This window comes from Pseudomonas sp. 2FG (genome assembly GCF_005502935.1).
Taxonomy (GTDB): domain Bacteria; phylum Pseudomonadota; class Gammaproteobacteria; order Pseudomonadales; family Pseudomonadaceae; genus Aquipseudomonas.
Genome location: NZ_SCMP01000001.1, coordinates 196,574 through 221,854, shown reverse-complemented (window position 1 = coordinate 221,854; position 25,281 = coordinate 196,574). Strand labels below are relative to the sequence as shown.

Here is a 25,281-nt window from a genome sequence, read left to right as displayed (position 1 = left end):
CCCCCATCACTGTTAAGGAGAATACCCATGCCTTTGCTTCCCAAGACCGCTCGCCTACTCACTGCGGCTGCCCTGCTGGGCAGTCTGGCACTGACTCCGGCCCAGGCCGACGAGGCGGCTCTGTACGGCCCGGTGGCGCCGGACGGTTCGACCTTCATTCGCGGCTATAACGCCGGCAGCGCTGCTTTCGATCTCAGTCTGGGCAGCGTTCGGCTCAGCGATATCGAGCCCCAGGCCTGCAGTGATTTCGAGTTCCTGCCGGCTGGCAGCTATACGGCAACGGCCGGCGGGCAAAGCCTGCCGGTGCAGCTCAAGGCCGATCAGTACTACACCCTGGTGCAACTGCCGGGCGGCGCACTGAGTCTGGTGGACGAGCCGGTGTTCAAGAACCGGCAAAAAGCCATGCTGCGCCTGCAGAACCTTTCCGACAGCCCGCTGACCCTGAAAACCGCAGACGGCAAGACCGAGGTGATCAAGCCGGTGTCTGCCAAGTCCCGCGGCGAGCGCGAGATCAACCCGGTCAAGGTGCGTTTGGCGCTGTTCGCTGGCGATCGCAAGATCAGCGACCTCAACCCGCTGGTACTCGAGCGCGGGGAGCTGGTCTCGTTGTATGTCACCGGTACTGCCGACAGGCTGTCGCCGGTCTGGGTCAAGCGACCTGTCGCGGCTGACTGAGGAACTCCGATGAAGTGCTTGAGCGGAACTTCGCAGGCTCTTTACGCCAGTGCCCTGGCCTTGGCCATGCTGCTGGGGCAGGGCTGCTCGAATGAGCATGAGCAAGGGGCGCTATCCAGTCATGCTTTGCTGCCGCCCGGGGGCTTCTACCTGGCCGCACCGGTTGCCAAGGGGGCCGCACGCGACTGCCCAAGCACGCCCGAGCCCTATACCGGCGAGCTGCTGTTCCCGAGCAAATATGCAGGTTCCGATTCCGCGCGGGACAAACTCAACAAGACGGCTGCGGCCAAGTACCGCAAGTTGACGGCGGATGTGCGGAATCTGGAGAACGGTGTCAACAAGTGGGTTGGCAAGTACCTGGAGGACGGTGATCCGGAGTATGCCGAGTGTGCTCTCGAGTGGCTGGTGGAATGGGCTGACGACGATGCGTTGCTCAGCAAGAAGTACAACCACACCGGCAAGTCGGTACGCAAATGGGCCCTGGGCAGTATCTCCGCTGCCTACCTGCGCCTGAAATTCTCCCGCTCGCAACCGCTGCAAGGTCATGAAACCGAGGCCCGGAGCATCGAGCGCTGGCTCGGCAAGCTGGCCGACCAGGTGGTGCTCGACTGGAACATGCAGCCCATGGAGCGGCGTAACAACCACCAGTACTGGGCTGCCTGGGCGGTCATGGCGAGCGCGGTGGTGCTCGATCGGCGCGACCTGTTCGACTGGTCCGTCGAGCAGTATCGCCAGGGCATGGCACAGGTCGATGCCGAGGGTTACCTGCCGCTGGAGCTGTCCCGGCAAACCCGTGCGCTGGCCTATCACAACTACAGCCTGGGGCCGCTGATGATGATTGCGGCATTCGCCCAGGCCAATGGCCTGGATCTGCGTACCGACAACAACGGCGCCTTGCAGCGGCTCGCGCAGCGGGTCGAACAAGGCCTGCACGATCCGCAGCTGTTCGCAGACAAGACCGGCTACCGGCAAGAGTTGGAGGACTTGCAGGAAAACGGCCGCTTCGCCTGGCTGGAACCTTACTGCGTGCTGTACCGCTGTTCGGCCCGGACCAATGCCTGGCGTCGCTCTTTGGAGCCGCTGAGCACCTATCGATTGGGTGGCGATGTCACCCAGCTGTTCAACGCTCGACTGCCTTGATGTTTGCATGCTCTCCAGTTGTCAGGACTGCGGTCCTAGCGGGGAGGGGTGTCAATTTGAAATGGAACTTAAATGGAGACGTCCTCATGATCCCGGTAATTCTTTCTGGTGGTAGTGGTTCACGCCTGTGGCCGTTGTCGCGCAAGCTCTATCCGAAGCAGTTCCTCGCCCTCACCGGCGACAAGTCGCTGTTCCAGCAGACTCTGCACCGTTTGTCCTTCGAGGGTATGCAGCCGCCGCTGGTGGTGTGCAATCAGGAACACCGCTTCATCGTCAACGAGCAACTCGCTCAAGTCGGCATCGACGCGCAGTCGATGCTGCTCGAACCCTTTGGCCGCAACACCGCGCCGGCGGTGGCGATGGTGGCGCTCAAGCTGTTGGCCGAAGGACGCGATGAACTCATGCTGGTGCTGCCCGCCGACCATGTGATCGGTGACGAGCCGGCGCTACGCCAGGCGCTCGGAGTGGCGCGTGCGGCCGCCGAAGAGGGTGAGATGGTGCTGTTCGGGATTCCGGCCGAGCGCCCGGAAACCGGCTTCGGTTATATCAAGGCCGGGCGTAGCGACGATGGTGCAGGTGATCTGGTGCCTGGCGCTTACCGGGTCAAGCAGTTCATCGAGAAACCCAATCACGAGCGTGCCAGAGAGTTTGTCCGCAGCGGTGGCTATTACTGGAACAGCGGCATGTTCCTGTTCCGTGCCAGCCGCTTCCTCGACGAACTGCGTGCCCATGAGCCGGACATCTATGACACCTGCGTGCTGACCCTGGAGCGCAGCAAGCCTGCTGGCAATGTGCTGAGCATCGATGCCGATACCTTCGAGTGCTGCCCGGACAACTCCATCGACTACGCGGTGATGGAGAAGACTGCCAGCGCCTGCGTGGTGCCCTTGGACGCGGGCTGGAATGATGTCGGCAGTTGGTCCTCGCTATGGGACGTGCACGAGAAGAACAGCGATGGCAACGTGCTCAAGGGCGATGTGGAGACCCACAACAGCTACCACAGCTTCGTGCACAGCAGCAGCAAGCTGGTGACCCTGGTCGGCGTGAACGATCTGGTGGTGGTGGAAACCAAGGATGCGGTGATGATTGCCCACAAGGATTCGGTGCAGGACGTGAAGAAGCTGGTCAACAGCCTGGATGCCAAAGGCCGCCAGGAGACCCAGGGTCATTGCGCGGTGTACCGCCCCTGGGGCTGCTATGACTCGGTGGACAACGGCAGCCGCCACCAGGTCAAACGCATCATAGTGAAGCCGGGCGCGCAGCTGTCGCTGCAGATGCACCACCACCGTGCCGAGCACTGGATCGTGGTCTCCGGTACGGCCAGGGTCACCTGCGACGACAAGAGCTTCCTGCTCACCGAAAACCAGTCCACCTACATCCCCATCGCCTCGGTGCATCGGCTGGCGAATCCCGGCAAGATCCCGCTGGAGATCATCGAGGTGCAGTCCGGCAGCTACCTCGGCGAAGACGACATCGAGCGGCTCGAGGATGTCTACGGCAGGACGGACAAGGTGGCGGGCTAGTCGGGGCCCGTAGGGTGGGCTTTAGCCCACCACTGTGCCTGGCTGGTGGGCTGAAGCCCACCCTACGGGTCTGTTTCTGTGCTTAACCTGCCAGCAACTGCCGCAGCACATAGTGCAGAATGCCGCCGGCCTTGAAGTACTCGACCTCGTTGAGGGTGTCGATGCGGCACAGCACCTCGAAGCTTTCGCGCCTGCCATCCTCACGGTTGACTTCCACCATGAGGTTCATCAGCGGGTGCAGCTCGACGCCATCCAGACCGTAGATGCCGAGCTTTTCCTTGCCGGTCAGTTGCAGGGTCTTGCGCTCCTGGCCCGCCTTGAACTGCAACGGCAACACGCCCATGCCCACCAGATTGGAGCGGTGGATACGCTCGAAACTTTCGGCGATCACCGCCTTCACGCCAAGCAGATTGGTGCCCTTGGCCGCCCAGTCGCGGGAGGAGCCGGTGCCGTATTCCTTGCCGGCGACCACCACCAGCGGGGTGCCTTCTTCCTGGTAACGCATGGAGGCGTCGTAGATCGCCAGCTTCTCGCCGCTCGGCACGTGCAGGGTGTTGCCGCCTTCCTCGCCGCCGAGCATTTCATTGCGGATACGGATATTGGCGAAGGTGCCGCGCATCATCACCTCATGGTTGCCGCGCCGTGAGCCGTAAGAGTTGAAGTCCTGCGCTTGCACGCCGTGCTCACGCAGGTAGCGCCCGGCCGGGCTGTCCGCCTTGATAGTGCCGGCCGGCGAGATGTGGTCGGTGGTCACCGAATCGCCGAGCAGGGCGAGGATCCGCGCCTGGTGGATGTCGCCGATGTGCGGTGGCGCGTCGGCGATATCCTCGAAGAACGGTGGGTGCTGGATATAGGTGGATTCGGCCTGCCAGGCGTAGGTAGCCGCTGCGGGCACCTGGATCGCCTGCCATTGCTCGTCACCGGCGAAGACCTCGGCGTATTCCTTGTGGAACATGCGGGTGTCGACCTTGAGGATGGCCTCGGCGATCTCCTGCTGGCTGGGCCAGATATCGCGCAGGTACACCGGCTTGCCGTCTTTGCCTTGACCGAGCGAATCTTCGCTGAGGTTGATCCGCACCGTACCGGCAAGGGCGTAGGCGACCACCAGCGGCGGCGAGGCCAGCCAGTTGGTTTTCACCAGCGGATGCACGCGGCCTTCGAAGTTACGGTTGCCGGAGAGCACCGAGGCGACGGTCAGGTCGGATTGCTGGATGACTTTCTCTATGGGTTCGAGCAGCGGCCCCGAGTTGCCGATACAGGTGGTGCAGCCGTAGCCGACCAGATCGAAGCCGAGTTCATCCAGATACTGGGTCAACCCGGCGGCCTTGTAGTAATCGGTGACCACCTTGGAGCCCGGCGCCAGTGAGCTTTTCACCCAGGGTTTGCGTTGCAGGCCTTTCTCTACGGCTTTTTTCGCCAGCAGGCCGGCGGCCATCATCACGCTGGGGTTGGAGGTGTTGGTGCAGGAGGTGATGGCGGCGATCACCACCGCGCCGTTCTGCAGCCGGTGGGTCTGGCCGTCGTCCTGGTAGTCGATGCCGTTACCGACATCCCTGCTGCCGGCGGGTTTGAGCTGCAAGCCGATGAACTCGTCGAAGGCTTTGCCGACGTTCGGCAGCGCCACGCGATCCTGCGGGCGCTTCGGTCCGGCCAGGCTGGCCTCGACGCTGCTCATGTCCAGCTCCAGGGCGTCAGTGAACGCTGGTTCCTGGCCTGGCAGGCGCCACAGGCCCTGGGCCTTGCTGTAGGCCTCGACCAGGGCCACGGTCTGCTCCGGGCGGCCGGACAGACGCAGATAGCCGAGGGTGATCTCGTCCACCGGGAAGAAACCACAGGTCGCGCCGTATTCCGGCGCCATGTTGGCGAGGGTGGCGCGGTCGGCCAGCGGCAGTGTGGCCAAGCCGTCGCCATAGAATTCGACGAATTTGCCGACCACCCCCTTCTTGCGCAGCATCTGGGTGACTGTGAGTACCAGGTCGGTGGCGGTGATACCTTCTTTCAGCTGGCCGCTGAGTTTGAAGCCGACCACTTCGGGAATCAGCATCGACACTGGCTGGCCGAGCATCGCGGCTTCCGCTTCGATGCCGCCGACCCCCCAGCCGAGAATGCCGAGGCCGTTGATCATGGTGGTGTGCGAGTCGGTGCCGACCAGGGTGTCGGGGAAGGCGTAGGTCTTGCCGTCTTCCTCCTTGGTCCAGACCGTGCGGCCGAGGTACTCCAGGTTGACCTGGTGGCAAATGCCGGTGCCCGGCGGCACCACGCTGAAGTTGTCGAAGGCATGCTGGCCCCAGCGCAGGAAGGCGTAGCGCTCGCCGTTGCGCTGCATCTCGATCTCGACGTTCTGCGCGAAGGCCGAGGCGCTGGCGAATTTGTCGACCATCACCGAGTGGTCGATGACCAAGTCGACGGGGGAGAGCGGGTTGATCTTCTGCGGATCGCCACCGGCCTTGGCCATGGCGGCACGCATGGCAGCCAGATCGACCACGGCCGGCACGCCGGTGAAGTCCTGCATCAGCACGCGGGCCGGCCGGTACTGGATTTCGCGCTCCGAGCTGCGGGTCTTCAGCCAGTCTGCCAGGGCCTGGAAGTCGACGGCGCTGACGGTTTGGTTGTCCTCCCAGCGCAGCAGGTTTTCCAGCAGGATTTTCAGCGACATCGGCAGTTTGTCGAGATTGCCGAGCGTTTTCGCGGCTTCCGGCAGGCTGTAATAGTAGTAGGTCTGGCCGCCGACTTCGAGGCTGCGGCGGCTGTTCAAGCTATTCAGGGACGGCATTGCGCATCTCCTTGAGGCCCCCAGGGGCGGGCCTGGCTGAACGGAGCTGGTGTTTGACGCTAGGTCTTCAAGCTAGCCCTGCGTGGGCGGTCTCGCCATCTAACTGGACTGCCGGGCGGCGCCTGGGTTCCCAACTCCGCTATCATGCGCCGCTTGAGGAGAATCCCTAATGAACTGTTTGTTGTTGCACTGCCGCCCCGGTTTTGAAAATGAGGTCTGTGCGGAGATCGCCGAGCACGCCGCGCGCCTGGAGGTGGCGGGTTACGCCAAGGCCAAGCCGAACAGCGCCTGCGCCGAATTCATCTGCACCGAGGCCGATGGCGCCGAGCGGCTGATGCGCGGGCAGCGTTTCGCCCAGCTGATTTTTCCGCGGCAGTGGGCGCGCGGGGTGTTTATCGAGCTGCCGGAAACCGACCGGATCAGCGTGCTGCTCAAGCATCTGGCGGATTTTCCGACTTGCGGCAGCCTCTGGCTGGAAGTGCTGGATACCAACGATGGCAAGGAGCTGTCGAATTTCTGCAAGAAGTTCGAGGCGCCGCTGCGCAAGGCGCTGAGCAAGGCCGGCAAGCTGGTCGAGGATGTGACCAAGCCGCGCCTGCTGCTGACCTTCAAAAGCGGCCGCGAAGTGTTTTTCGGCCTGGCCGAGGCGAACAACTCCGCCCTGTGGCCGATGGGCATCCCGCGCCTGAAGTTCCCCCGTGAGGCGCCGAGCCGTTCGACCCTCAAGCTGGAAGAGGCTTGGCACCAGTTCATCCCGCGGGACGAGTGGGACGTGCGCCTGGCTCCGGCCATGACCTCGGTCGATCTGGGTGCTGCGCCTGGTGGCTGGACCTGGCAGCTGGTCAACCGGCACATGAAGGTGACCGCGGTGGACAACGGACCCATGGCGCAAAGCCTGATGGATTCCGGCTTGGTCGAGCATCTCAAGGCCGACGGCTTCCTGTTCAAGCCGCGCAAGCCAGTGGACTGGATGGTCTGCGACATAGTCGAGAAGCCCGCGCGCAACGCCGCGCTGCTGGAAACCTGGATAGGTGAAGGGCTGTGCCGCGAGGCGGTGGTCAACCTCAAGTTACCGATGAAGCAGCGTTACGCCGAGGTGCGGCGCCTGCTCGAGCGCATCGAGGACGGCTTCGTCGCGCGCGGCATCAAGGTCGCCATCGGCTGCAAGCAGCTCTATCACGACCGCGAAGAAGTCACCTGCCACCTGCGGCGCTTGGGCAAGTAGTGCAACCGATCTCCTAGGGTTTGGCGATCACGGCAATTGGCTGTTAGCCAGGCGCGGCTGCAAGGGCAGTAGCCTGGGCAGCTCGATTTCTCCGCGCAGGGTTACAGATGACGGCTGCCAGGAACTGTTGAACAGGTACTGATCGCTAAAACCGCTGATCCGCAACCCCAGCACATCACCGGGTTGCAGCACTGCACCGACTGCCGCCAGCTCGGTTTTCGCCAGGCCCGTGAGGGGGGTGACCTGTTCGCTCAACACCTCGTGACGACCGTCGGCGCGCTGCACCACTAAGGAGGCGAACAGGGTGGGTGCTTGCGCATCTTCAGCCAGATAAATGCGCGGTACGCCGACCAGGGCGCTGGTTTCTTGCACCCTGTGCAGCGGCATAAAGCGTGCCGGCTCCAGCAGGCCGCTGCTCAGTGGGCGAACCTGGGTTACCGGTAGAGTGAGTCGTTGCTGGGCTGCGGGCAGCTGTTGCAGCGCCAGGCCCTGCTCCAGGTTCAGGCTCAGGCAGAGCTCCGGCACGCTGGCGGCCACACCGGTGCGGCCGTCCAGCTTGTCTTGGTACCAGGCGACTATCGCCTGATACAGATTGATCGCGCGGTCGCCGCAGTGCAGCACGGGCTCGTTGTTGAAGGGCGGCAGGCCGCTCCAGCTCTGCATGGGCGGCGGCAAGATGTGCCCGCCCTGCATGCCCAGCAGGCGTATGTCGGCAGCGCCCTGTTGCAGGCAGTCGCGAATCGCTAGGCCCTGGTTGAGCGGGAACAAGGTATCGCGCATGCCCTGGATCAACAGGGTGTCGGCGTGGGGGCGCTGGCCGCGGGCGCAGTAGCTGGTCAGGCTATGGGCTTTGAGTTCGGCTTGCGCTTGCGTGGTCATCTCGCCGCCAGCGCTTTTCAGGTAGGGCGGCTGGGCGAACTTGCCGAGGTCATAACCGGTGGTTATGCCGAGGCCGAGCAATACGCCGGTCCAGCCGACCTTCATGTGGCCGCCCGGTGCCAGGGCTTCGGCGAGGTCGTACCAGGTGGCGATGGGCACCAGGGCGTCGATGCGCGGGTCCTCGGCCGAAGCCAGCAACTGCACGGCGCCGCCGTAGCTTTCACCGAGCATGCCGACCCGCGGATCGTTCGGCCCGTCCATGCGCAGGCGCGGTAGGTGTTGCGCCGCCCAGTCGATCACGGCGAGGGCGTCCTGCACCTCGTAGCGCGGGTCCATCATCTCGATATTGCCATCGCTGCCACCCCAGCCGCGCTGGTCGTAACTGATCACCCAGAAGCCGGCTTGCCAGGCTTTCAGGGCCGCGCGCCCGGACATCATCTGGGTGCCGTAGAAACTCTCCGGCCCGGTCACGCGCCAGCCGCCCCAGCCGTGGGTCTGCACTATCACCGGGGCGCTGGCGCCGGCTTTCAGGGCGGGCTGGAAGACAGTGGCGGAGAGTTTGGTGCCGTCGCGACCGAGGATGACCGCGTCAAAGTGCGTGGCCGGTAAGTCCTGATCGGCCGTGGCGGCGAAATCCGGCAATTGATCGCGAGCGGCGCAGCCACTCAGTAACAGGGCGGCAAGCAGGAGCAAACTCAGACGCATGGCGGGCTCTTATTCTTATGGCAAATTGAGCTGTAGCTTGCCGCAACGCGGGGTCAGTGGCTGCCCATCCAAGGTTGTGTCGGTCGGAAGCCGCCATTCGGACGGATGAAGGTGACCTCAGGGTCAGCTTTGCGCGACAATGGCCACCAGTTTTTGGAGCGCCTCAATGTCTGAACTCGATACCACGCTGGCTGACGCCATTCTGGACGCCACGGGCCTGTATTGCCCCGAGCCGGTCATGCTGCTGCACAACAAGGTGCGCGACCTGCCAGCCGGTGGTTTGCTCAAGGTGATCGCGACCGATCCCTCGACGCGCCGCGATATCCCCAAGTTTTGCATGTTCCTCGGCCATGAGTTGCTGGAGCAGCAGGAAGAGGCAGGGACCTACCTGTACTGGATTCGCAAGAAGAGTTCATAGGCGGTTGCTTCCGCTTACCTATCGCGATCTATTGGGACGCCCTAGCCGCCGTGTCGGCTCATGTCGATGAGTAAACCGCGGCGCTGCTGCGGATGCGCTGGCGCGCGCTACGGGCCAGGCGAATCGTCAGCATCAGCGCCGCGCACGTCAGGCCGACAATCAATCCCTGCCACAGACCGCGTGGCCCGCTGGGCTCGCCGAACCAATCCGACAGCCCCAGCGCATAACCCACCGGCAGGCCGATGCCCCAATAGGCGAACAGGGTCATGATCATGGTCGCGCGGGTGTCTTGATAGCCGCGCAGGGCGCCGGCGGCGGTCACCTGAATGGCGTCGGAGAACTGGAACAGTGCGGAGAAGATGATCAGCGTCGAGGCCACGGCGATGACCGTGGCATCCGGGGTATAGATCTGCGCGATGCTGGCGCGCAGCCACAGCATCAGGCTGGCCGAGACGCACGCATAGGCCAGCGCGGTGGCGATGCCCAGCCCCGCGACAAAGCGCGCCTCACGCGGCTCGCCACGGCCCAGGGCTTGGCCGACGCGCACGGTGACCGCCATGCCCAGCGCATAGGGAATCATGAACACCAGTGAGCTGAAGTTCAGCGCGATTTGATGGCCGGCGACGACGTGGGCGCCCAGGCCGCCGATCAGCAGGGCGATCACCGCGAAGATGCTCGACTCGGCAAATACTGCGATGCCGATGGGCACACCGATGCTCAGCAGGCGTTGGATCACCTGCCAGCGCGGCCACTCGAAATGACTGAACAACTGACTGGCTTTGTACACCGGCGCCCAATGTACCCAGGCGAGCATGCCGAAAAACATGAACCACATCACCAGCGCGGTGGCCCAGCCACAGCCGGGACCGCCCATCGCCGGCAGGCCGAGGTGGCCGTAGATGAACACGTAGTTCAGCGGAATATTCAGCAGCAACCCGCAGATGCCCAACACCATGCTCGGGCGGGTACGGCCGAGACCGTCACTGAAGCAGCGCAGCACATGGTAGAGCGCGACTGCCGGGATACCGCAGCCGATGCCATAGAGGTACGTCATGCTCGGGCCGATCAGCTGCGGATCGACGCCCATCAGCTGCAATACCGGCTCGGCGCACCAGAGCAGGACGGCCGCGCTCAAGCCCACGGCCAGCGCCAGCCACAGGGCCTGGCGTACCAACGGGCCGATCTCGGTTTCCTGGCCGGCGCCAAAACGTTGCGCGACCTTGGGCGTGGTCGCCAGGAGAATGCCGGTCATCAGTAGGAACACCGGCACCCAGATCGAGTTACCCAAGGCTACGGCGGCCAGGTCGCGCGGGCTGACACGGCCGGCCATCACCGCATCGACGAAACCCATGGCGGAGTGGGACAGTTGGGCAATCATGATCGGTAGGGCGAGGGTGAGCAGGGCGCGCAGTTCGCGGCGCGTGCGGGTCAAGCGTGATTCGCTGGCAGTCACGGGAATTCCATTGGTAGATCAAGTGCGCACTGTATCGGCAGTGGTGGCCGGGCACTCGTCCTGCCGGAGTGTTGCGGCGAGCGCTGGAGGCGCCATGGGGCAGGACTTGCTGGGGACTGCAGAGTCTACGCCCTGACGCATTGGTCAGGAAAGTGCGGCGCATCCGATGCCAGAGCGCTGTATGCCAAGGGCGACGAGCTGTACCGGGCTGCCCTAGAATGGCAGCCTGATCTGCGGAGCCTGCCATGCGAATTCTTGCCGACGAAAATATTCCCCTGCTCGATGAGTTCTTTGCCGGATTCGGCGAGATTCGGCGTTTGCCGGGCCGCGCCTTCGATCGCGCGGCAGTGGCGGATGCCGATGTCTTGCTGGTGCGTTCGGTGACCGAGGTCAATCGCGCGCTGCTGCACGGCAGCCAGGTGCGCTTTGTCGGCACCTGCACCATCGGCACCGACCATCTCGACCTCGATTACTTCGCCGAGGCCGGCATTGGCTGGGCCAGTGCCCCCGGTTGCAATGCCCGCGGGGTGGTCGATTACGTACTCGGCAGCCTGCTGAGCCTGGCCGAAGTGCGGGGTGCCGAGTTGGCCGAGCGGACTTACGGCGTAGTCGGCGCCGGCCAGGTTGGCGGGCGCTTGGTCGAAGTGCTGCGCGCTTTGGGCTGGCGTGTATTGGTCTGCGACCCGCCGCGCCAGGCCGCTGAGGGCGGCGATTACGCCAGCCTCGATGAAATTCTCGCCGAGTGCGATGTGCTCAGCCTGCACACGCCGCTTACCCGTACTTCTGCGCAGCCGACGCATCGCCTACTCGATGCCGAGCGCCTGGCACGGCTCAAGCCCGGTGCCTGGCTGATCAATGCCAGCCGCGGTGCGGTGGTGGATAACGCGGCGCTGTGCCAGTTGCTCGCCCAACGCACGGACCTGGAAGCGGTGTTGGACGTCTGGGAGGGTGAGCCGGAAGTGGATGTGGAGCTGGCGGAGCTGTGCCTGATCGCTACCCCACATATCGCCGGCTATAGCCTGGACGGCAAACTGCGGGGCACCGCGCAGATCTACCAGGCTTTTTGCACGCACTTGGGCCTGGCGCCCAGTGTGGAGCTGGACGAGTTGCTGCCGCAGCCTTGGTTGACTGAAGTGGGCCTGGATGCCGCGACTGATCCAAGCTGGGCGCTGGCCCTGTTGTGCCGCGCGGTGTATGACCCGCGCCGTGACGATGCCGAGTTTCGCCGCAGCCTGGTGGGTTCTGCCGCGGCTCGCCGCGCCGGCTTCGATGCCTTGCGCAAGCACTATCCAGCGCGTCGCGAAGTCGATGGCCTGCGGGTCCGTTTGAGTGGTGAGGCACCTGGACTGGTGCGGCTGGTCAGGGCACTCGGGGCCAGGCTGGCATAATCCCGTGAGCCGCTGCGCTGGTTAAAATGAAAAACCCGGGCGGGTGCCCGGGTTCAAATGAGCGGCAGTGCTCAGGCTTGCTTAGGGGCCGACACCCAAGCTTTATCCAGTTCGCTGCACGCGCGTTGAATCATCTGTTCGGTGATGGGAATTTCTCGCCCTTGGGCGTCGATGATCGCCCCAGCGATTGGCTGCTGCGGTTTCAGCGAAATTACGCGGCGCTCAGACGTGCTGTTTTGCAAGCTCATGGCCTGTCTCCTCATCAGGTGGTTCGCCCAGTTTAGGTGGCCTAGATGAACGCTCGGTGACAGCTTTGGGCGGGTTCTAACCGCCGATTTTCGATCTTATAACTAACCATTCCCGCAGTAGGACGAGTTCAACGAGGTAGGCATGTCGCGCTTTCATTTGGGCCTGATCATCAATCCACTGGCCGGTCTGGGTGGCCCGGCGGCGCTCAAAGGCAGTGATGGGGTTGCCGCCGAGGCTCTGGCGCGCGGTTCAGAACCGCGCGCGGCGCTGCGTACGCGGATCGCGCTGGAGTGTCTGCGGCCGCTGGCCGAACGTATCGAGTTCCTCAGCTTTCCCGGCCCCATGGGGGGCGACCTGTTGCGCGAGATGGGCTTCGCTCATCGCCTGCTGGGTGAGTCAAGTGAGGGCATGACTAGCGCGGACGATACCCGGCAGGCCGTCGCAGCGCTGCAAACTGCCGGGGTCGCGCTGATGCTATTTGCCGGCGGCGACGGCACGGCGCGGGATGTGTGCGCTGTAGCCAGGCCAGAGCAGCCGGTGCTGGGTATTCCGGCCGGGGTGAAGATTCATTCCGGGGTCTACGCCATCAGCCCGCGTGCGGCCGGTGAGTTGACCCGTCGCCTGATCGAGGGTGGCCTGGTTCGCCTGGCCAGCGGCGAGGTGCGTGACCTCGACGAAGCGGCGTTGCGCGAGGGCCGGGTGGCCGCCCGTTGGTACGGCGAGCTGTGCGTGCCGCAGGAGGGCGGTTATATGCAGCAGGTCAAACAAGCCGGGATGGAGTCCGAAGAGCTGGTGCTGAGCGAGTTGGCCGCCTGGCTGGAGGACACCTGGCAGCGCGATGTGCGTTACATCCTCGGCCCCGGTTCGACCCTGCATGGCTTGGCGCATAACCTTGGCCTGCAGACCAGCTTGCTCGGCGTCGATGTGATCGAGAATGGCCAAGTCATAGCGCAGGATGTCACCGAGGCGCAGCTGTTCGAGTTAATCGACGGTTATCCGGCGTTTCTGCTGGTCACGGCCATCGGTGGCCAGGGGCATATACTCGGCCGCGGTAACCAGCAGATCAGCCCGCGGGTGCTGCGCGCGGTGGGCTTGGAGCAACTGCGAGTGGTGGCGACCAAACGCAAACTGGAAACCCTTGGCGGCCGCCCGCTGCTGGTGGATAGCGGCGATCCGGCTTTGGATGAAGCCTTCCCGGATGCGATTCGGGTGTGGGCGGGATATAAGGAAGAGCTGCTTTACCCGCTGGGCTACGGGGCTTGAGGCACAGGCGCGATCCGCGAAACCGAATGCGACGAAGGACAGCTTTATGAATGCTGACGATTACCCGCCCTTGATTCAACCCGGCGCCCGCGTGGTGCTGTTCGACGGGGTCTGCAAGCTGTGCAATGGCTGGGTGCGGTTTTTGCTTCGTTATGACCGTGAGCAGCTGTTCAAGCTGGCCCCGGTGCAATCGGCGGAAGGGCAAGCGATTCTGCGTTGGTATGGGTTGCCGACCGAGACCTTTGAAACCATGGCCTATATCGAGGGGCGTGAGTTGTTCGTGCGTTCCGAGGCGATCCTGCGGATAGTTGGCCAACTGCACTGGCCTTGGCGTGGTTTGCTAGTGCTGCGGCTTATCCCGAGGCCGCTGCGCAATTGGCTGTACGATCGCATTGCGTTGAATCGCTATCGCCTATTTGGCAAATATGACGCTTGTCTTTTACCCAGCCCCGAGCATGCTCGACGCTTTCTGCATGCCGATGCCTGAATTCATAGAATAAGTGCAGCGCGTGCCCAGCCCGTTGGACAGCCTGAATGGCACGGATCGCTCGGGCGCGGGCTTTCGTTTCACCTAATCGAGTCTTACTTACCTATGGCTGCACTTCTCTCATCCCGTCAGCGCAATGCGCTGCGCATGACTCGCCGCTTTGTCGCGCCGTATCGCTGGCAGGTGATCGGTGCCTTGCTGGCGTTGCTGTTCACCGCGGGCATTACCTTGTCCATGGGCCAGGGCGTCAAGCTGTTGGTGGATAAGGGCTTCGCCACGCAATCGCCGGCCATGCTCAATCAGTCGATTGCGCTGTTCATGATCCTGGTGGTGGCGTTGGCGGTCGGCACCTTTACCCGCTTTTATCTGGTGTCCTGGATTGGTGAGCGCTTTGTCGCGGATATTCGCAAGCGCGTGTTCAACCACTTGATCAACCTGCACCCGGGTTTTTACGAGACCAATCGCAGCTCCGAGATTCAGTCGCGGCTGACTGCGGATACCACGCTGTTGCAGTCGGTGATTGGCTCATCGCTGTCGATGGCGTTGCGCAATGCACTGATGCTGATTGGCGGGATCATTCTGCTGTTCATTACCAACCCCAAGCTCTCGGCGATCGTGATCGCGGCCCTGCCTTTGGTGATCGCGCCGATCCTGATCTTCGGTCGCCGGGTGCGCAGCCTGTCCCGCTTGAGTCAGGATCGGGTCGCCGATGTTGGCAGCTATGTCGGCGAAACGCTGGGGCAGATCAAGACGGTGCAGGCCTACAACCACCAGGAGGAGGACAAGAGCCGTTTCGGTGGTACGGTGGAAGAGGCCTTCAACACCGCGCGCAAACGCATCGCCCAGCGCGCCTGGCTGATTAGCGTGGTGATTTTGCTGGTGTTGGGCGCCATCGGGGTGATGCTCTGGGTCGGCGGTATGGATGTGATCGCCGGACGTATTTCCGGTGGTGAGTTGGCGGCGTTTGTCTTCTACAGCCTGATTGTCGGTACCGCGTTTGGCACGCTGAGCGAAGTGATTGGTGAGTTGCAGCGCGCGGCGGGGGCGGCCGAGCGGATTGCCGAGTTGTTGCAGGCGCGCAGTGAAATCAACCCGCCGGCCGGCCAGCAAGCGCAGTTGCCGCAACTGGTGAGCGGGCGGATCGTGCTGGAGTCGGTGCGCTTCTCATATCCGACGCGCCGCGAAAGTTATGCCGTCGATGGCATCAGCCTGGTGGTCGAGCCCGGTGAAACGCTGGCCTTGGTGGGGCCATCCGGAGCGGGTAAATCCACGCTGTTTGATTTGCTGTTGCGCTTTTTCGACCCGCAAGAGGGTCGCATCCTGATCGAAGGGCTGCCTATCGCTCAACTGGACCCGCAGGCTCTGCGCCGCTGTTTTGCCCTGGTTTCGCAGAGTCCGGCGTTGTTCTTCGGCAGCGTCGAAGACAATATCCGTTACGGCAAGGCCGCGGCCTCGCACGCCGAAGTCGAGGCCGCGGCGCGCGCCGCCCATGCCCACGACTTCATCATGAAAATGCCCAACGGCTACCAGACTCATCTGGGCGACAGCGGTCTGGGGCTCTCTGGTGGGCAGCGACAACGCCTGGCCATCGCCCGCGCCTTGTTGGTCGATGCACCGATTCTGCTGCTGGATGAGGCCACCAGTGCCTTGGATGCGGAAAGCGAGCATCTGATCCAGCAAGCGCTGCCAAGGCTGATGCGGGGGCGCACCACGCTGGTGATTGCGCATCGGCTGGCGACGGTACAGAACGCCGACCGCATCGCGGTGATCGAGCACGGCAAGTTGATTGCCGTCGGCAGTCATCAAGAGCTGGTGGCGACTAACGAGCTGTATCGGCGGCTGGCCGAGCTGCAGTTCACTACTGCGGACTCCGTGGCCTGAGCCGGCTGCTTTAATCCGCGTGGGCGCCTCGCGGGTAGGCTGTCGCTTTACTCTGTTTGATGAAGCTGAGTCTGCTCAGTTCAGGCTCAGCTTTTTAGGTTTGGGCTTGACCGTCGTGGCGGTGCCTACCGACGCGATAATAATCGCTCCGATGGCCAGCCATTGCGTCAGGTTCAGTTGTTCGTGCAGGAATAGCAGGCCTGCGAGCGCGGCAACCGCCGGTTCGATGCTCATCAACGTGCTGAAGGTGCGCGCGGGCAGGCGGGTGAGCGCGGCCATTTCCAGGCTGTAGGGCAGGGCTGTCGAGAGTATGGCGACAGCAGTCGCGACGGGCAGCAGCGACCAGCTGAAGAGGCTGCTACCGACCTGCATCAGCCCGATCGGAAAGACGATCACCGCGGCAACAATAGTCCCCAGCGCGACGGTATGGGCGCCATGCTCGGCGCCGGCTTTTTGGCCGAAGACGATGTACAGCGCCCAGCACACACCCGCGCCGAGGGCCAAGCCCATGCCCAGCGGATCGAGCTGCGTGGCCGACTGGTCGGTTGGCAACAGCAGCACCAGGCCGAGCACCGCCAGCGCAATCCAGACAAAATCGATAATCCGCCGCGACGACAGCAGCGCCAGCACCAATGGGCCGGTGAACTCCAGGGCCACGGCGATGCCCAGCGGCACGGTGTTCAGTGCCATGTAGAACATCAGGTTCATGCCACCCAGGGCCGCGCCATAGGCAAGCAACGACCGACACGAGCGGACAGTTACTCGGGCGCGCCAGGGGCGCATGACCAGGCACAAGATGATCGCGCCCAGGCCGAGACGCAGTGCCGAGGTGCCTTGCGCGCCGATGATCGGGAACAGTCCTTTGGCCAGGGCTGCGCCGCCCTGAATCGAGCACATGGCGATAAGCAGCAGGCCGATCGGCAGGAGGATTGACTGTGCGTGTTTAGACCCAGGCATGTTCGTGTCCGTTGCTGAAAGCAGGTTGCCAGCGTGCAATCTCGCAGGAAACCCTAGGCTGGCACATGGGCAAAAAAAAACCGACCATCGAGGCCGGTTCTTGCATGGCCTGTTACTCAGCGATATTCGCAGAGGTAGGCGATATCGACGGCGACTTTCAGCTGGAATTTGCTGTTGGCCGGCACCGTGAATTTGCTGCCAGCGGCGAAGGTTTCCCAGGCGTCGCTGCCCGGCAGCTTGACGGTCAGGGCGCCGGCGATGACGTGCATCACTTCCAGTTGGCTGGTGCCGAATTCGTATTCGCCTACGGCCATCACGCCGATGGTGGCTGGGCCGTCTGCCATGCCGAAGGCGATGGATTTGACGGTGCCGTCGAAGTACTCGTTGACCTTGAACATGTGGAATTCCTCGAAGGGGGCTAAAAAGGCCGGTCAGTATGCCCAACACGTTTCAGTGCGTCACCCGCTTTGCATGGCTTTAGGCGGGAAGCACTAGGGGCAGCAGGCGCGCGGTGTTGCGCGCGTCTTCCAAGGCGCGGTGCTGCTGGCCGTTGAAGTGCAGGCCGGCCAGTTGCAGTGCGGTGTTCAGGCTCACCGGTCGCTGCAGTTGGCGGGCTTCGGCGAAGCGCTGTTTGAGGTTGAGGTGTGGCACCCTGTTTAGCCTGCTGTTGAGCCGCTGCTGGCGCCAGTCCTGTTCCAGCTGGCGGCGGTCATACTCACCCCAACTGGCCCAGCCGGCCAGGCGTGGATGATGCGCGGTCAGCCAGCGCTCGAATAAGGGCCAGACCGCAGCCAGTGGCGCGGCGGCATCCACATTCGCCTGGCTGATATGCGTGAGCTCGCGGCAGAAGTCGGTCAGGCAGGGCCTGCGCAATGGCCGGACGAAGCGCTGGAAGTGATCCAGCTCACGGCCGTCGGCGGAGACCAGGCTGGCGCCAATCTCGATGATTTCCATCTCGGCGATTGGCCAGCCACCTTCTTCCGTGGTGGCTTCCAGATCGATGACTAACCAATATCCCATAGCCCCTCCGTTGTGCTTTCGGCAGTATGGAAGGGCTTTTCTGAGTCGGCAAACTGCATGCTAGGCTCTGGTTTGGTCGAACGATGGAGGTGAGCTATGGCTAAGGTGGCATTTATCGGGTTGGGCGCGATGGGTTTTCACATGGCCGGACACTTGGCGTGTGAGGGGCATCAGGTCTGCGTGTATAACCGCTCGCCGGCCAAGGTCGAGCTCTGGTGTGACGAATTTGCCGGCGATAGTGCGGCCACCCCGCGTGAAGCGGCGCAGGGTGCCGAGCTGGTGATGACCTGTGTCGGCAATGATGACGATTTGCGCAGTGTGCTGCTGGGCGCCGACGGTGCCTTTGCCGGTATGAGCGCGGGCAGCGTCCTGGTCGATCACACCACGGCCTCCGCCAGCGTTGCCCGCGAACTGGGGGTGTTAGCAGCAGAGCGCGAACTGGGCTTTCTCGATGCACCGCTGTCGGGTGGTCAGGCGGGTGCCGAGAGCGGCATGCTGACGGTGATGGTCGGTGGTGAGCAGGTCTTCTATGATCGCGCCGCGCCGGTGATCGAAAGCTACGCGAAGATGGTCAAGCTGATGGGCCCGATAGGCAGTGGTCAGTTGACCAAGATGGTCAACCAGATCTGTGTCGGCGGGCTGCTGCAGGCGCTGGCTGAGGCACTGCATTTCGCCCAGTGCGCAGGCCTGGATGCGCAGGGCGCCATGGAGGTGATCAGTCAGGGGGCGGCGCAGTCCTGGCAACTGGAGCACCGCCATCAGACCATGCTCGAGGGCAAGTTCGATTTCGGCTTCGCGGTGGACTGGATGCGCAAGGACTTCTCTATCGTCCTGGATGAGGCCAGCCGTAACGGCGCGCAATTGCCGGTCACCGCGCTGGTCGATCAGTTTTATGCCGAGGTGCAGGCCATGGGCGGTGGCCGTTGGGACACCTCGAGTTTGATTGCGCGGCTGAAGTAAAAGGGCACAGCATTGGCCAGGCGGGCCATCGGGGCTACACCCGGTTGGGTTTCGGCGCCTCAGGCGCGACACGGTCTGCCTTGGCATGATTGAGTTCCTCTGCGAATCGACAGCCTGCGTCTGCCGCTGGCCCGAATCCTTGCTGGGGCTTATCCCAATTCGATTGACGGCCGGGTAAAATCGCAACCCTGTCAGGCCAGGGCCAAAGGTTGCGAGGTAACGCTGTCATGAACTGTCGTATGGGCTGCGGCGCCTGTTGTATTGCTCCCTCCATCAGTTCTCCGATTCCCGGTATGCCGCAGGGCAAGGCTGCGGGCGAACGTTGCCTGCACCTGTCGGCCGATTACTTGTGTGCGTTGTTCGGCAGACTTGAGCGACCGGCGGTCTGCGCGGCCTTTGTGGCCGATCGAGAAGTGTGTGGCGATAGCCGTGACGATGCGATCCGCCTGCTCGGCTGGTTGGAGCAGGCGACGGCGGTGAGTGTCAGTTCCTCTATCTAGTACCCCGTTCGGCTTGCGGCCGATTGGGCATCATCAGTAAGGAGTAAGTGATGAGTTCGCTACGTCGAATGGCTGGGGCGTGCGGTTTGAGCCTGTTGGTGGTCGCTACCGCGCAGGCCGAAGACTGGAAGTTGGCCAAGGATGAGGATGGCATCAAGGTCTATCTCAGCGAGGTACCGGGTTCCCGGTACAAGGCGTACCGGGGCATTACCACTATCAAATCGGATATGCCGACCCTGCGTGGTTTGCAAGAGGATGTCAGTGGTTCCTGTGCCTGGATTCATGAGTGCCGTGAGCAAAAGTTGCTCAAGCATGAGGGTGCAGAAAGCTGGACTTACACGCGTTTCAATACCCCTTGGCCGGTGACACCGCGTGATTCGGTGCTGCATGTGACGACCAAAGAAGATGCAGACGGCAGTGTCATCCGCATTCTTGAAGGTGTGGCGGACTATCTGCCACCGGAGAAGGGGTTTGTCCGCGTGGCCAAGGTCGAGGGCCTATGGAAGCTGACGCCGAAAGGTGCCGGGCAGGTCGAAGTTGTTTATCAGGTGCAAACCGAGCCGGGTGGCAGTGTGCCGTCGTGGTTGGCCAACAGCTTCGTGGTGGATGCGCCGTACAACACGCTGGAAGCCCTGCGTAAGCGGGCCGAGAAGCGCTAAACGATGGTCTATAACGAAAAAGGCTGCCCAGAGGCAGCCTTTTTCTTTGCTCTTCTAGTCGAAGGGCTTATTTACGCTCTTGCAGCGGTGCGATATTACGCTGCGGGTAGCCGGTGTACAGCTGGCGCGGGCGGCCAATCTTGTACGGGCTGGAGAGCATTTCTTTCCAGTGCGAGATCCAGCCGACGGTACGCGCCAGGGCGAAAATCACGGTGAACATGCTGGTTGGAATGCCGATCGCTTTGAGGATGATCCCCGAATAGAAGTCGACGTTCGGGTACAGTGAGCGCTCGATGAAGTACGGATCGGTGAGGGCGATCTCTTCCAGGCGCATGGCCAGTTCCAGTTGCGGATCGTTGGTGATGCCCAGCTCTTTCAGTACTTCGTCGCAGGTCTGCTTCATCACAGTGGCGCGCGGGTCACGGTTCTTGTAGACGCGGTGACCGAAGCCCATCAACTTGAACGGATCGTTCTTGTCCTTGGCCTTGGCGATGAAGGTGTCGATGTTCGACACATCGCCGATTTCGTCCAGCATGCTCAGTACCGCTTCGTTGGCGCCGCCGTGAGCAGGGCCCCAGAGTGCGGCAATACCGGCGGCGATACAGGCAAACGGGTTGGCGCCCGAAGAGCCAGCCAGGCGTACGGTCGAGGTCGAAGCGTTCTGCTCATGGTCGGCATGCAGGATAAAGATACGATCCATCGCCTTGGCCAACACCGGGTTGATCGGTTTGATCTCACACGGGGTGTTGAACATCATGTGCAGGAAGTTTTCTGCATAAGTCAGGTCGTTGCGCGGGTACATCATCGGCTGACCCATGGAGTACTTGTACGCCATGGCGGCCAGGGTCGGCATCTTGGCAACCAGGCGCATGGCCGAGATTTCGCGATGCTGTGGGTTCTGGATGTCCAGTGAGTCGTGGTAGAAGGCCGAAAGGGCGCCAACCACGCCGCACATGACTGCCATCGGATGGGCGTCGCGGCGGAAACCGTTGAAGAAGCTCTTCAGTTGTTCATGAACCATGGTGTGGTTCTTGATGGTGCTGACGAACTTGGCTTTCTGCTCAACGGTCGGCAGTTCGCCATTCAGGAGCAGATAGCAGGTTTCCAGGTAGTCAGATTGCTCAGCGAGCTGCTCAATCGGATAGCCACGGTGCAGAAGAATACCGTTGTCACCATCGATATAGGTGATCCTCGACTCGCAAGAGGCGGTCGACATAAAGCCAGGATCAAAAGTGAAATGGCCCGTGGCGGTTAAGCCCCGCACGTCTACTACATCGGGACCAACGGTGCCGGATAAAACGGGCAGCTCGACGGGGGCTGCGCCCTCGATGATCAACTGCGCTTTTTTGTCAGCCATGTGTGGCCTCCTATTTATGCTTGAAATCACCAGACTGCCCCCCACGCAGGGCCCGCCACACTATAGAGAGATAAATCCTAAAGTCAATTTGCCTGAACCCAGACGGCAGAAGGGTTGCAGGGCGATTTTTTGGCGAAATTCGGCGCTATTTACGCCTTTTATATAAGGTGCGCAATGCGCTTTTTGGGGGAGGCCTTTGCGTTGTCATTAGTAACCTAACTGTCTATACTCTGCGTCCGACCGCCAGGGGCTTTAGGGCCCGTATTCTGGAGGTTGTCACTCCCTGGGTGGTGGGTACCTGACCAGTGCACTTCCCGACAACTTTGCCCTGATTGTTAGGGGCCCTTCAGTGTGAAAAAAGCCGTGAATAGCCAAAGACCTGTAAACCTAGACTTAAGGACGATCAAACTCCCAGTCACTGCTTACACGTCCATCCTGCACCGGATTTCCGGTGTCATCCTCTTCCTGGGTCTCGGCGTGCTGCTGTTCGCACTCGACAAGTCCCTGGCGTCCGAGGAAGGCTTCGAGCAGGTGAAAGCGTGTCTGGCCAGCCCTCTGGCCAAATTTGTGATCTGGGGCCTGCTGTCCGCGTTGCTGTATCACTTGGTGGCCGGTGTGCGCCATCTGATCATGGACATGGGCATCGGTGAGACGCTGGAAGGCGGCAAACTGGGCTCGCAAATCGTTCTCGCCCTTTCGGTGGTGTTGATCGTGCTGGCGGGAGTGTGGATATGGTAACCAACGTCACGAATTTTTCGCGTTCGGGCCTCTACGATTGGATGGCGCAGCGCGTTTCTGCGGTTGTTCTCGCGGCTTATTTCCTCTTCCTTATTGGATATCTCGTTGCTCACCCAGGCCTGGACTACAGCGTCTGGCACGGTCTGCTCTCGCAGGGCTGGATGCGCATTTTCAGCCTTCTGGCCCTGGTTGCCCTTGGCGTTCACGCCTGGGTCGGCATGTGGACAATCTCCACTGACTACCTGACCCCGATGGCGTTGGGCAAGTGGGCGACCGGCGTGCGTTTTCTGTTCCAGGCAGCGTGTGGCATTGCCATGTTCGCGTTCTTCGTCTGGGGTGTGCAGATTCTTTGGGGTATCTGATTCATGGCTAACATTAGTACGCTTTCCTTCGACGCCATCATTGTTGGTGGCGGCGGTGCCGGCATGCGCGCCGCGCTGCAGCTGGCCCAGGGCGGCCATAAGACTGCTGTAGTGACCAAGGTCTTCCCGACCCGTTCCCACACTGTATCCGCTCAGGGTGGCATCACCTGCGCTATCGCTTCGGCCGACCCGAACGACGATTGGCGCTGGCACATGTACGACACCGTCAAGGGTTCCGACTATATCGGTGACCAAGACGCTATCGAATATATGTGCTCTGTCGGCCCGGAAGCCGTGTTCGAGCTGGAACACATGGGCTTGCCATTCTCCCGTACCGAACAAGGCCGCATTTATCAGCGTCCTTTCGGCGGTCAGTCGAAAGACTTCGGCAAGGGCGGCCAGGCCGCTCGCACCTGCGCCGCTGCCGACCGTACCGGTCACGCGCTGCTGCATACCCTGTATCAGGCCAACCTCAAGGCCAACACCGTATTCCTCAATGAGTGGTACGCGGTCGATCTGGTGAAGAACCAGGACGGCGTCATCGTCGGCATCATCGCTATCTGCATTGAAACCGGCGAAACCTCCTTCATTCGCTCCAAGGCCACAGTGCTGGCTACCGGCGGTGCAGGGCGTATCTATTCGTCGACTACCAATGCCCTGATCAACACCGGTGATGGCGTGGGCATGGCCCTGCGTGCCGGTGTACCGGTGCAGGACATCGAAATGTGGCAGTTCCACCCGACTGGCATCGCCGGTGCAGGTGTACTGGTCACCGAGGGTTGTCGTGGTGAGGGTGGTTATCTGATCAACAAGCATGGCGAGCGTTTCATGGAGCGTTATGCTCCGAACGCCAAAGACCTGGCTGGCCGCGACGTAGTTGCGCGCTCCATGGTTAAAGAGATCATCGCCGGCAACGGTTGTGGTCCGGATGGCGATCACGTGATGCTCAAGCTCGATCACCTGGGTGAGGAAGTGCTGCACAGCCGCCTGCCAGGTATCTGCGAGCTGTCGAAGACCTTTGCTCACGTCGATCCGGTTACTGCTCCGGTTCCTGTGGTTCCGACCTGCCACTACATGATGGGCGGCGTAGCCACCAACATTCATGGCCAGGCGATCACTCAGGATGCTAACGGCAACGACACCATCATCCCGGGCCTGTTCGCCGTCGGTGAAGTGGCTTGCGTATCGGTCCACGGTGCTAACCGTTTGGGTGGCAACTCGTTGCTCGACCTGGTGGTGTTCGGCCGTGCGGCCGGTATCCACTTGGAAAAAACCCTGAAAGAAGGCGTTGAATACCGTAACGCTAGTGATACAGATCTCGACGTAGCCCTGGCTCGCTTGAGCGGCTTGAACGAGCGCAAGGCTGGTGAAGACGTGGCTCCGCTGCGTAAAGAGTTGCAAAGCTGCATGCAGAACTACTTCGGTGTATTCCGTACGGGTGAATACATGCAGAAGGGTATCGCGCAGTTGGCCGATCTGCGCGAGCGCATCGCCACTGTCAAGATCGCCGACAAGAGCCAAGCGTTCAACACCGCGCGTATCGAAGCGCTGGAACTGCAAAACCTTCTTGAGGTGGCTGAAGCCACTGCGATTGCTGCCGAGGTTCGTAAAGAGTCCCGTGGCGCGCATGCTCGTGAAGACTTCGAAGATCGCGATGACGAAAACTGGCTGTGCCACTCCCTGTACTTCCCAGGAGAGAAGCGCGTGGCCAAGCGTGCCGTCAACTTCGCGCCGAAGACCGTTCCGGCGTTTGAACCCAAGATTCGTACTTACTAAGGGTGGCCGATATGTCGCAAGCCAATCTGTTGCAAGTAAGCGTTTATCGCTACAACCCGGATCAAGATGCTGCTCCGTTCATGCAGGAGTTCCAGGTCAATACCGATGGTAAAGACATCATGGTCCTCGACGTACTGGCGCTGATCAAAGAGCAGGACGAAGGTTTCTCTTACCGTCGTTCCTGCCGTGAGGGCGTCTGTGGTTCCGATGGCATGAATATCAATGGCAAGAACGGTCTGGCCTGCGTTACTCCGCTGTCGGCGGTGGTGAAAGGCAACAAGCTGATCGTTCGTCCATTACCGGGCCTGCCGGTCATTCGTGACTTGGTGGTCGATATGAGCATCTTCTACAAGCAGTACGAGAAGGTGAAACCCTTCCTGCTCAACGACTCGCCAGCCCCGGCAATCGAGCGTCTGCAGTCGCCGGAAGAGCGTGAGAAGCTGGATGGTTTGTACGAGTGCATTCTGTGCGCCTGCTGTTCGACGTCCTGCCCGTCCTTCTGGTGGAACCCGGACAAGTTCCTCGGTCCAGCTGCGCTGCTGCAAGCCTATCGCTTCCTGGCTGACAGCCGTGACACCCAGACCGAAGAGCGTTTGGCTGCGCTGGATGATCCGTTCAGCGTATTCCGCTGCCGCGGCATCATGAACTGCGTGAGCGTCTGCCCGAAGGGTCTGAACCCGACCAAGGCCATCGGCCACGTGCGCAACATGTTGCTGCAAAGCGGTACCTGATTCGTTCTTTGCTACACCGGTAATACCTGCGGCGCTGGAATAGATTTCGGCGCCGTAGTTTTAGCTCGAGTCGCAGCTCACAAAGCCGCGATTCTTATTTGGAAAATTTGACGACCAGCAGGGGCATCCGGGCTGGTGCCCGGACTATCTGCGGGATCCGAA

At 62.0% G+C, this 25,281-nt stretch carries 24 protein-coding genes; 16 read left to right on the top strand and 8 right to left on the bottom strand.

All coding sequences use genetic code 11. The features are described from left to right. Window positions 1–27 precede the first annotated feature (27 nt). The 3 genes from FFS13_RS01000 to FFS13_RS00990 all read left to right on the top strand — a co-directional run bounded on the left by FFS13_RS01000 (window position 28) and on the right by FFS13_RS00990 (window position 3,338). Window positions 28–675 carry an alginate O-acetyltransferase AlgF gene (locus FFS13_RS01000; protein WP_137817262.1) on the top strand — a complete coding sequence of 216 codons (648 nt, stop codon included), beginning with the start codon at window positions 28–30 and terminating at the stop codon, window positions 673–675. Window positions 676–684: 9 nt separating this feature from the next. Next, window positions 685–1,815 carry a mannuronate-specific alginate lyase gene (locus FFS13_RS00995; protein WP_137817261.1) on the top strand — a complete coding sequence of 377 codons (1,131 nt, stop codon included), beginning with the start codon at window positions 685–687 and terminating at the stop codon, window positions 1,813–1,815. A gap of 86 nt (window positions 1,816–1,901) precedes the next feature. Continuing rightward, window positions 1,902–3,338: a mannose-1-phosphate guanylyltransferase/mannose-6-phosphate isomerase gene (locus tag FFS13_RS00990; RefSeq protein ID WP_137817260.1), complete on the top strand. Its 1,437-nt coding sequence runs from the start codon at window positions 1,902–1,904 to the stop codon at window positions 3,336–3,338. Window positions 3,339–3,420: 82 nt separating this feature from the next. On the opposite strand, the gene acnA is transcribed toward FFS13_RS00990, so the two are convergent. Then, on the bottom strand, window positions 3,421–6,111 hold the full coding sequence (gene acnA, locus FFS13_RS00985; RefSeq protein ID WP_137817259.1) for an aconitate hydratase AcnA: 2,691 nt from the start codon (window positions 6,109–6,111) through the stop codon (window positions 3,421–3,423). 169 nt (window positions 6,112–6,280) lie between these two features. On the opposite strand from acnA, the gene rlmM reads away from it, so the two are divergent. Continuing rightward, window positions 6,281–7,336 (top strand): 23S rRNA (cytidine(2498)-2'-O)-methyltransferase RlmM, encoded by a 1,056-nt coding sequence (gene rlmM / locus FFS13_RS00980; RefSeq protein WP_137817258.1) that lies wholly within the window; start codon window positions 6,281–6,283, stop codon window positions 7,334–7,336. 27 nt (window positions 7,337–7,363) lie between these two features. Here the strand turns inward: rlmM and FFS13_RS00975 are convergent, their stop codons facing one another. Beyond that, window positions 7,364–8,920: an alpha/beta hydrolase gene (locus tag FFS13_RS00975; protein ID WP_137817257.1), complete on the bottom strand. Its 1,557-nt coding sequence runs from the start codon at window positions 8,918–8,920 to the stop codon at window positions 7,364–7,366. A gap of 166 nt (window positions 8,921–9,086) precedes the next feature. Between FFS13_RS00975 and tusA the strand changes: the two genes are divergently transcribed. Then, the gene (gene tusA, locus FFS13_RS00970; RefSeq protein ID WP_137817256.1) at window positions 9,087–9,338 is read left to right on the top strand and encodes a sulfurtransferase TusA; all 252 of its coding nucleotides are present in this window, start codon (window positions 9,087–9,089) and stop codon (window positions 9,336–9,338) included. 58 nt (window positions 9,339–9,396) lie between these two features. Here the strand turns inward: tusA and FFS13_RS00965 are convergent, their stop codons facing one another. Continuing rightward, entirely contained in the window at window positions 9,397–10,791 is a 1,395-nt protein-coding gene (locus FFS13_RS00965) for an MATE family efflux transporter (protein WP_256657790.1), read from the bottom strand. 245 nt (window positions 10,792–11,036) lie between these two features. Between FFS13_RS00965 and pdxB the strand changes: the two genes are divergently transcribed. After that, window positions 11,037–12,179, top strand: a complete 1,143-nt coding sequence (gene pdxB / locus FFS13_RS00960) for a 4-phosphoerythronate dehydrogenase PdxB (protein ID WP_137817255.1) — start codon at window positions 11,037–11,039, stop codon at window positions 12,177–12,179. A gap of 71 nt (window positions 12,180–12,250) precedes the next feature. Here the strand turns inward: pdxB and FFS13_RS19680 are convergent, their stop codons facing one another. Further along, window positions 12,251–12,427: a PA1571 family protein gene (locus FFS13_RS19680; protein WP_171006387.1), complete on the bottom strand. Its 177-nt coding sequence runs from the start codon at window positions 12,425–12,427 to the stop codon at window positions 12,251–12,253. A gap of 142 nt (window positions 12,428–12,569) precedes the next feature. Here FFS13_RS19680 and FFS13_RS00955 point away from each other — a divergent pair, with 142 nt between their 5' ends. The 3 genes from FFS13_RS00955 (at window position 12,570) to FFS13_RS00945 (ending at window position 16,059) form a co-directional block, all read left to right on the top strand. Then, a complete protein-coding gene (locus tag FFS13_RS00955; protein ID WP_137817254.1) occupies window positions 12,570–13,691 on the top strand; it encodes an ATP-NAD kinase family protein in 1,122 nt (373 codons plus the stop codon). A gap of 46 nt (window positions 13,692–13,737) precedes the next feature. Beyond that, on the top strand, window positions 13,738–14,178 hold the full coding sequence (locus tag FFS13_RS00950) for a thiol-disulfide oxidoreductase DCC family protein (protein WP_137817253.1): 441 nt from the start codon (window positions 13,738–13,740) through the stop codon (window positions 14,176–14,178). 105 nt (window positions 14,179–14,283) lie between these two features. Next, window positions 14,284–16,059 carry an ABC transporter transmembrane domain-containing protein gene (locus tag FFS13_RS00945; RefSeq protein WP_137817252.1) on the top strand — a complete coding sequence of 592 codons (1,776 nt, stop codon included), beginning with the start codon at window positions 14,284–14,286 and terminating at the stop codon, window positions 16,057–16,059. 75 nt (window positions 16,060–16,134) lie between these two features. On the opposite strand, the gene rhtA is transcribed toward FFS13_RS00945, so the two are convergent. From rhtA to FFS13_RS00930, 3 genes are all read right to left on the bottom strand, one after another. After that, entirely contained in the window at window positions 16,135–17,016 is an 882-nt protein-coding gene (rhtA, locus tag FFS13_RS00940) for a threonine/homoserine exporter RhtA (protein ID WP_137817418.1), read from the bottom strand. Between the two features lie 116 nt (window positions 17,017–17,132). Continuing rightward, the gene (locus FFS13_RS00935; protein WP_137817251.1) at window positions 17,133–17,414 is read right to left on the bottom strand and encodes a pyrimidine/purine nucleoside phosphorylase; all 282 of its coding nucleotides are present in this window, start codon (window positions 17,412–17,414) and stop codon (window positions 17,133–17,135) included. Window positions 17,415–17,493: 79 nt separating this feature from the next. Further along, a complete protein-coding gene (locus FFS13_RS00930) occupies window positions 17,494–18,036 on the bottom strand; it encodes an exonuclease domain-containing protein (RefSeq protein WP_137817250.1) in 543 nt (180 codons plus the stop codon). Window positions 18,037–18,132: 96 nt separating this feature from the next. Here FFS13_RS00930 and FFS13_RS00925 point away from each other — a divergent pair, with 96 nt between their 5' ends. The 3 genes from FFS13_RS00925 to FFS13_RS00915 all read left to right on the top strand — a co-directional run bounded on the left by FFS13_RS00925 (window position 18,133) and on the right by FFS13_RS00915 (window position 20,155). After that, the gene (locus FFS13_RS00925; RefSeq protein WP_137817249.1) at window positions 18,133–18,996 is read left to right on the top strand and encodes an NAD(P)-dependent oxidoreductase; all 864 of its coding nucleotides are present in this window, start codon (window positions 18,133–18,135) and stop codon (window positions 18,994–18,996) included. Window positions 18,997–19,223: 227 nt separating this feature from the next. Beyond that, entirely contained in the window at window positions 19,224–19,496 is a 273-nt protein-coding gene (locus FFS13_RS00920; protein ID WP_137817248.1) for a YkgJ family cysteine cluster protein, read from the top strand. Window positions 19,497–19,546: 50 nt separating this feature from the next. Next, a complete protein-coding gene (locus FFS13_RS00915) occupies window positions 19,547–20,155 on the top strand; it encodes an START domain-containing protein (protein ID WP_137817247.1) in 609 nt (202 codons plus the stop codon). Between the two features lie 67 nt (window positions 20,156–20,222). Here the strand turns inward: FFS13_RS00915 and gltA are convergent, their stop codons facing one another. After that, window positions 20,223–21,512, bottom strand: a complete 1,290-nt coding sequence (gltA, locus tag FFS13_RS00910) for a citrate synthase (RefSeq protein ID WP_137817246.1) — start codon at window positions 21,510–21,512, stop codon at window positions 20,223–20,225. Between the two features lie 351 nt (window positions 21,513–21,863). Here gltA and sdhC point away from each other — a divergent pair, with 351 nt between their 5' ends. The 4 genes from sdhC to FFS13_RS00890 are packed head-to-tail and all read left to right on the top strand — an operon-like array spanning window position 21,864 to window position 25,119. After that, a complete protein-coding gene (sdhC, locus tag FFS13_RS00905; protein ID WP_171006386.1) occupies window positions 21,864–22,250 on the top strand; it encodes a succinate dehydrogenase, cytochrome b556 subunit in 387 nt (128 codons plus the stop codon). Then, entirely contained in the window at window positions 22,244–22,612 is a 369-nt protein-coding gene (sdhD, locus tag FFS13_RS00900) for a succinate dehydrogenase, hydrophobic membrane anchor protein (protein WP_137817245.1), read from the top strand. Before sdhC ends, sdhD begins: the two co-directional genes overlap by 7 nt. A gap of 3 nt (window positions 22,613–22,615) precedes the next feature. Then, window positions 22,616–24,388 carry a succinate dehydrogenase flavoprotein subunit gene (gene sdhA, locus FFS13_RS00895; protein WP_137817244.1) on the top strand — a complete coding sequence of 591 codons (1,773 nt, stop codon included), beginning with the start codon at window positions 22,616–22,618 and terminating at the stop codon, window positions 24,386–24,388. Between the two features lie 26 nt (window positions 24,389–24,414). Then, window positions 24,415–25,119, top strand: coding sequence for a succinate dehydrogenase iron-sulfur subunit (locus tag FFS13_RS00890; protein WP_137817416.1), 705 nt, complete (start codon window positions 24,415–24,417; stop codon window positions 25,117–25,119). Window positions 25,120–25,281 lie beyond the last annotated feature (162 nt).

What these genes read in the sequence shown, in the direction of transcription:
- FFS13_RS00945 (WP_137817252.1), top strand. Translation starts at nt 14,284, where the DNA reads ATGGCTGCACTTCTCTCATCCCGTCAGCGCAATGCGCTGCGCATGACT.
- sdhD (WP_137817245.1), top strand. Translation starts at nt 22,244, where the DNA reads ATGGTAACCAACGTCACGAATTTTTCGCGTTCGGGCCTCTACGATTGG.
- rhtA (WP_137817418.1), bottom strand. Translation starts at nt 17,016, where the DNA reads ATGCCTGGGTCTAAACACGCACAGTCAATCCTCCTGCCGATCGGCCTG.
- FFS13_RS00920 (WP_137817248.1), top strand. Translation starts at nt 19,224, where the DNA reads ATGAACTGTCGTATGGGCTGCGGCGCCTGTTGTATTGCTCCCTCCATC.
- FFS13_RS01000 (WP_137817262.1), top strand. Translation starts at nt 28, where the DNA reads ATGCCTTTGCTTCCCAAGACCGCTCGCCTACTCACTGCGGCTGCCCTG.
- FFS13_RS00995 (WP_137817261.1), top strand. Translation starts at nt 685, where the DNA reads ATGAAGTGCTTGAGCGGAACTTCGCAGGCTCTTTACGCCAGTGCCCTG.
- FFS13_RS00975 (WP_137817257.1), bottom strand. Translation starts at nt 8,920, where the DNA reads ATGCGTCTGAGTTTGCTCCTGCTTGCCGCCCTGTTACTGAGTGGCTGC.
- rlmM (WP_137817258.1), top strand. Translation starts at nt 6,281, where the DNA reads ATGAACTGTTTGTTGTTGCACTGCCGCCCCGGTTTTGAAAATGAGGTC.
- FFS13_RS00955 (WP_137817254.1), top strand. Translation starts at nt 12,570, where the DNA reads ATGTCGCGCTTTCATTTGGGCCTGATCATCAATCCACTGGCCGGTCTG.
- tusA (WP_137817256.1), top strand. Translation starts at nt 9,087, where the DNA reads ATGTCTGAACTCGATACCACGCTGGCTGACGCCATTCTGGACGCCACG.
- FFS13_RS00950 (WP_137817253.1), top strand. Translation starts at nt 13,738, where the DNA reads ATGAATGCTGACGATTACCCGCCCTTGATTCAACCCGGCGCCCGCGTG.
- pdxB (WP_137817255.1), top strand. Translation starts at nt 11,037, where the DNA reads ATGCGAATTCTTGCCGACGAAAATATTCCCCTGCTCGATGAGTTCTTT.
- FFS13_RS00925 (WP_137817249.1), top strand. Translation starts at nt 18,133, where the DNA reads ATGGCTAAGGTGGCATTTATCGGGTTGGGCGCGATGGGTTTTCACATG.
- gltA (WP_137817246.1), bottom strand. Translation starts at nt 21,512, where the DNA reads ATGGCTGACAAAAAAGCGCAGTTGATCATCGAGGGCGCAGCCCCCGTC.
- sdhA (WP_137817244.1), top strand. Translation starts at nt 22,616, where the DNA reads ATGGCTAACATTAGTACGCTTTCCTTCGACGCCATCATTGTTGGTGGC.
- FFS13_RS00915 (WP_137817247.1), top strand. Translation starts at nt 19,547, where the DNA reads ATGAGTTCGCTACGTCGAATGGCTGGGGCGTGCGGTTTGAGCCTGTTG.
- acnA (WP_137817259.1), bottom strand. Translation starts at nt 6,111, where the DNA reads ATGCCGTCCCTGAATAGCTTGAACAGCCGCCGCAGCCTCGAAGTCGGC.
- FFS13_RS19680 (WP_171006387.1), bottom strand. Translation starts at nt 12,427, where the DNA reads ATGAGCTTGCAAAACAGCACGTCTGAGCGCCGCGTAATTTCGCTGAAA.
- FFS13_RS00935 (WP_137817251.1), bottom strand. Translation starts at nt 17,414, where the DNA reads ATGTTCAAGGTCAACGAGTACTTCGACGGCACCGTCAAATCCATCGCC.
- FFS13_RS00930 (WP_137817250.1), bottom strand. Translation starts at nt 18,036, where the DNA reads ATGGGATATTGGTTAGTCATCGATCTGGAAGCCACCACGGAAGAAGGT.
- FFS13_RS00990 (WP_137817260.1), top strand. Translation starts at nt 1,902, where the DNA reads ATGATCCCGGTAATTCTTTCTGGTGGTAGTGGTTCACGCCTGTGGCCG.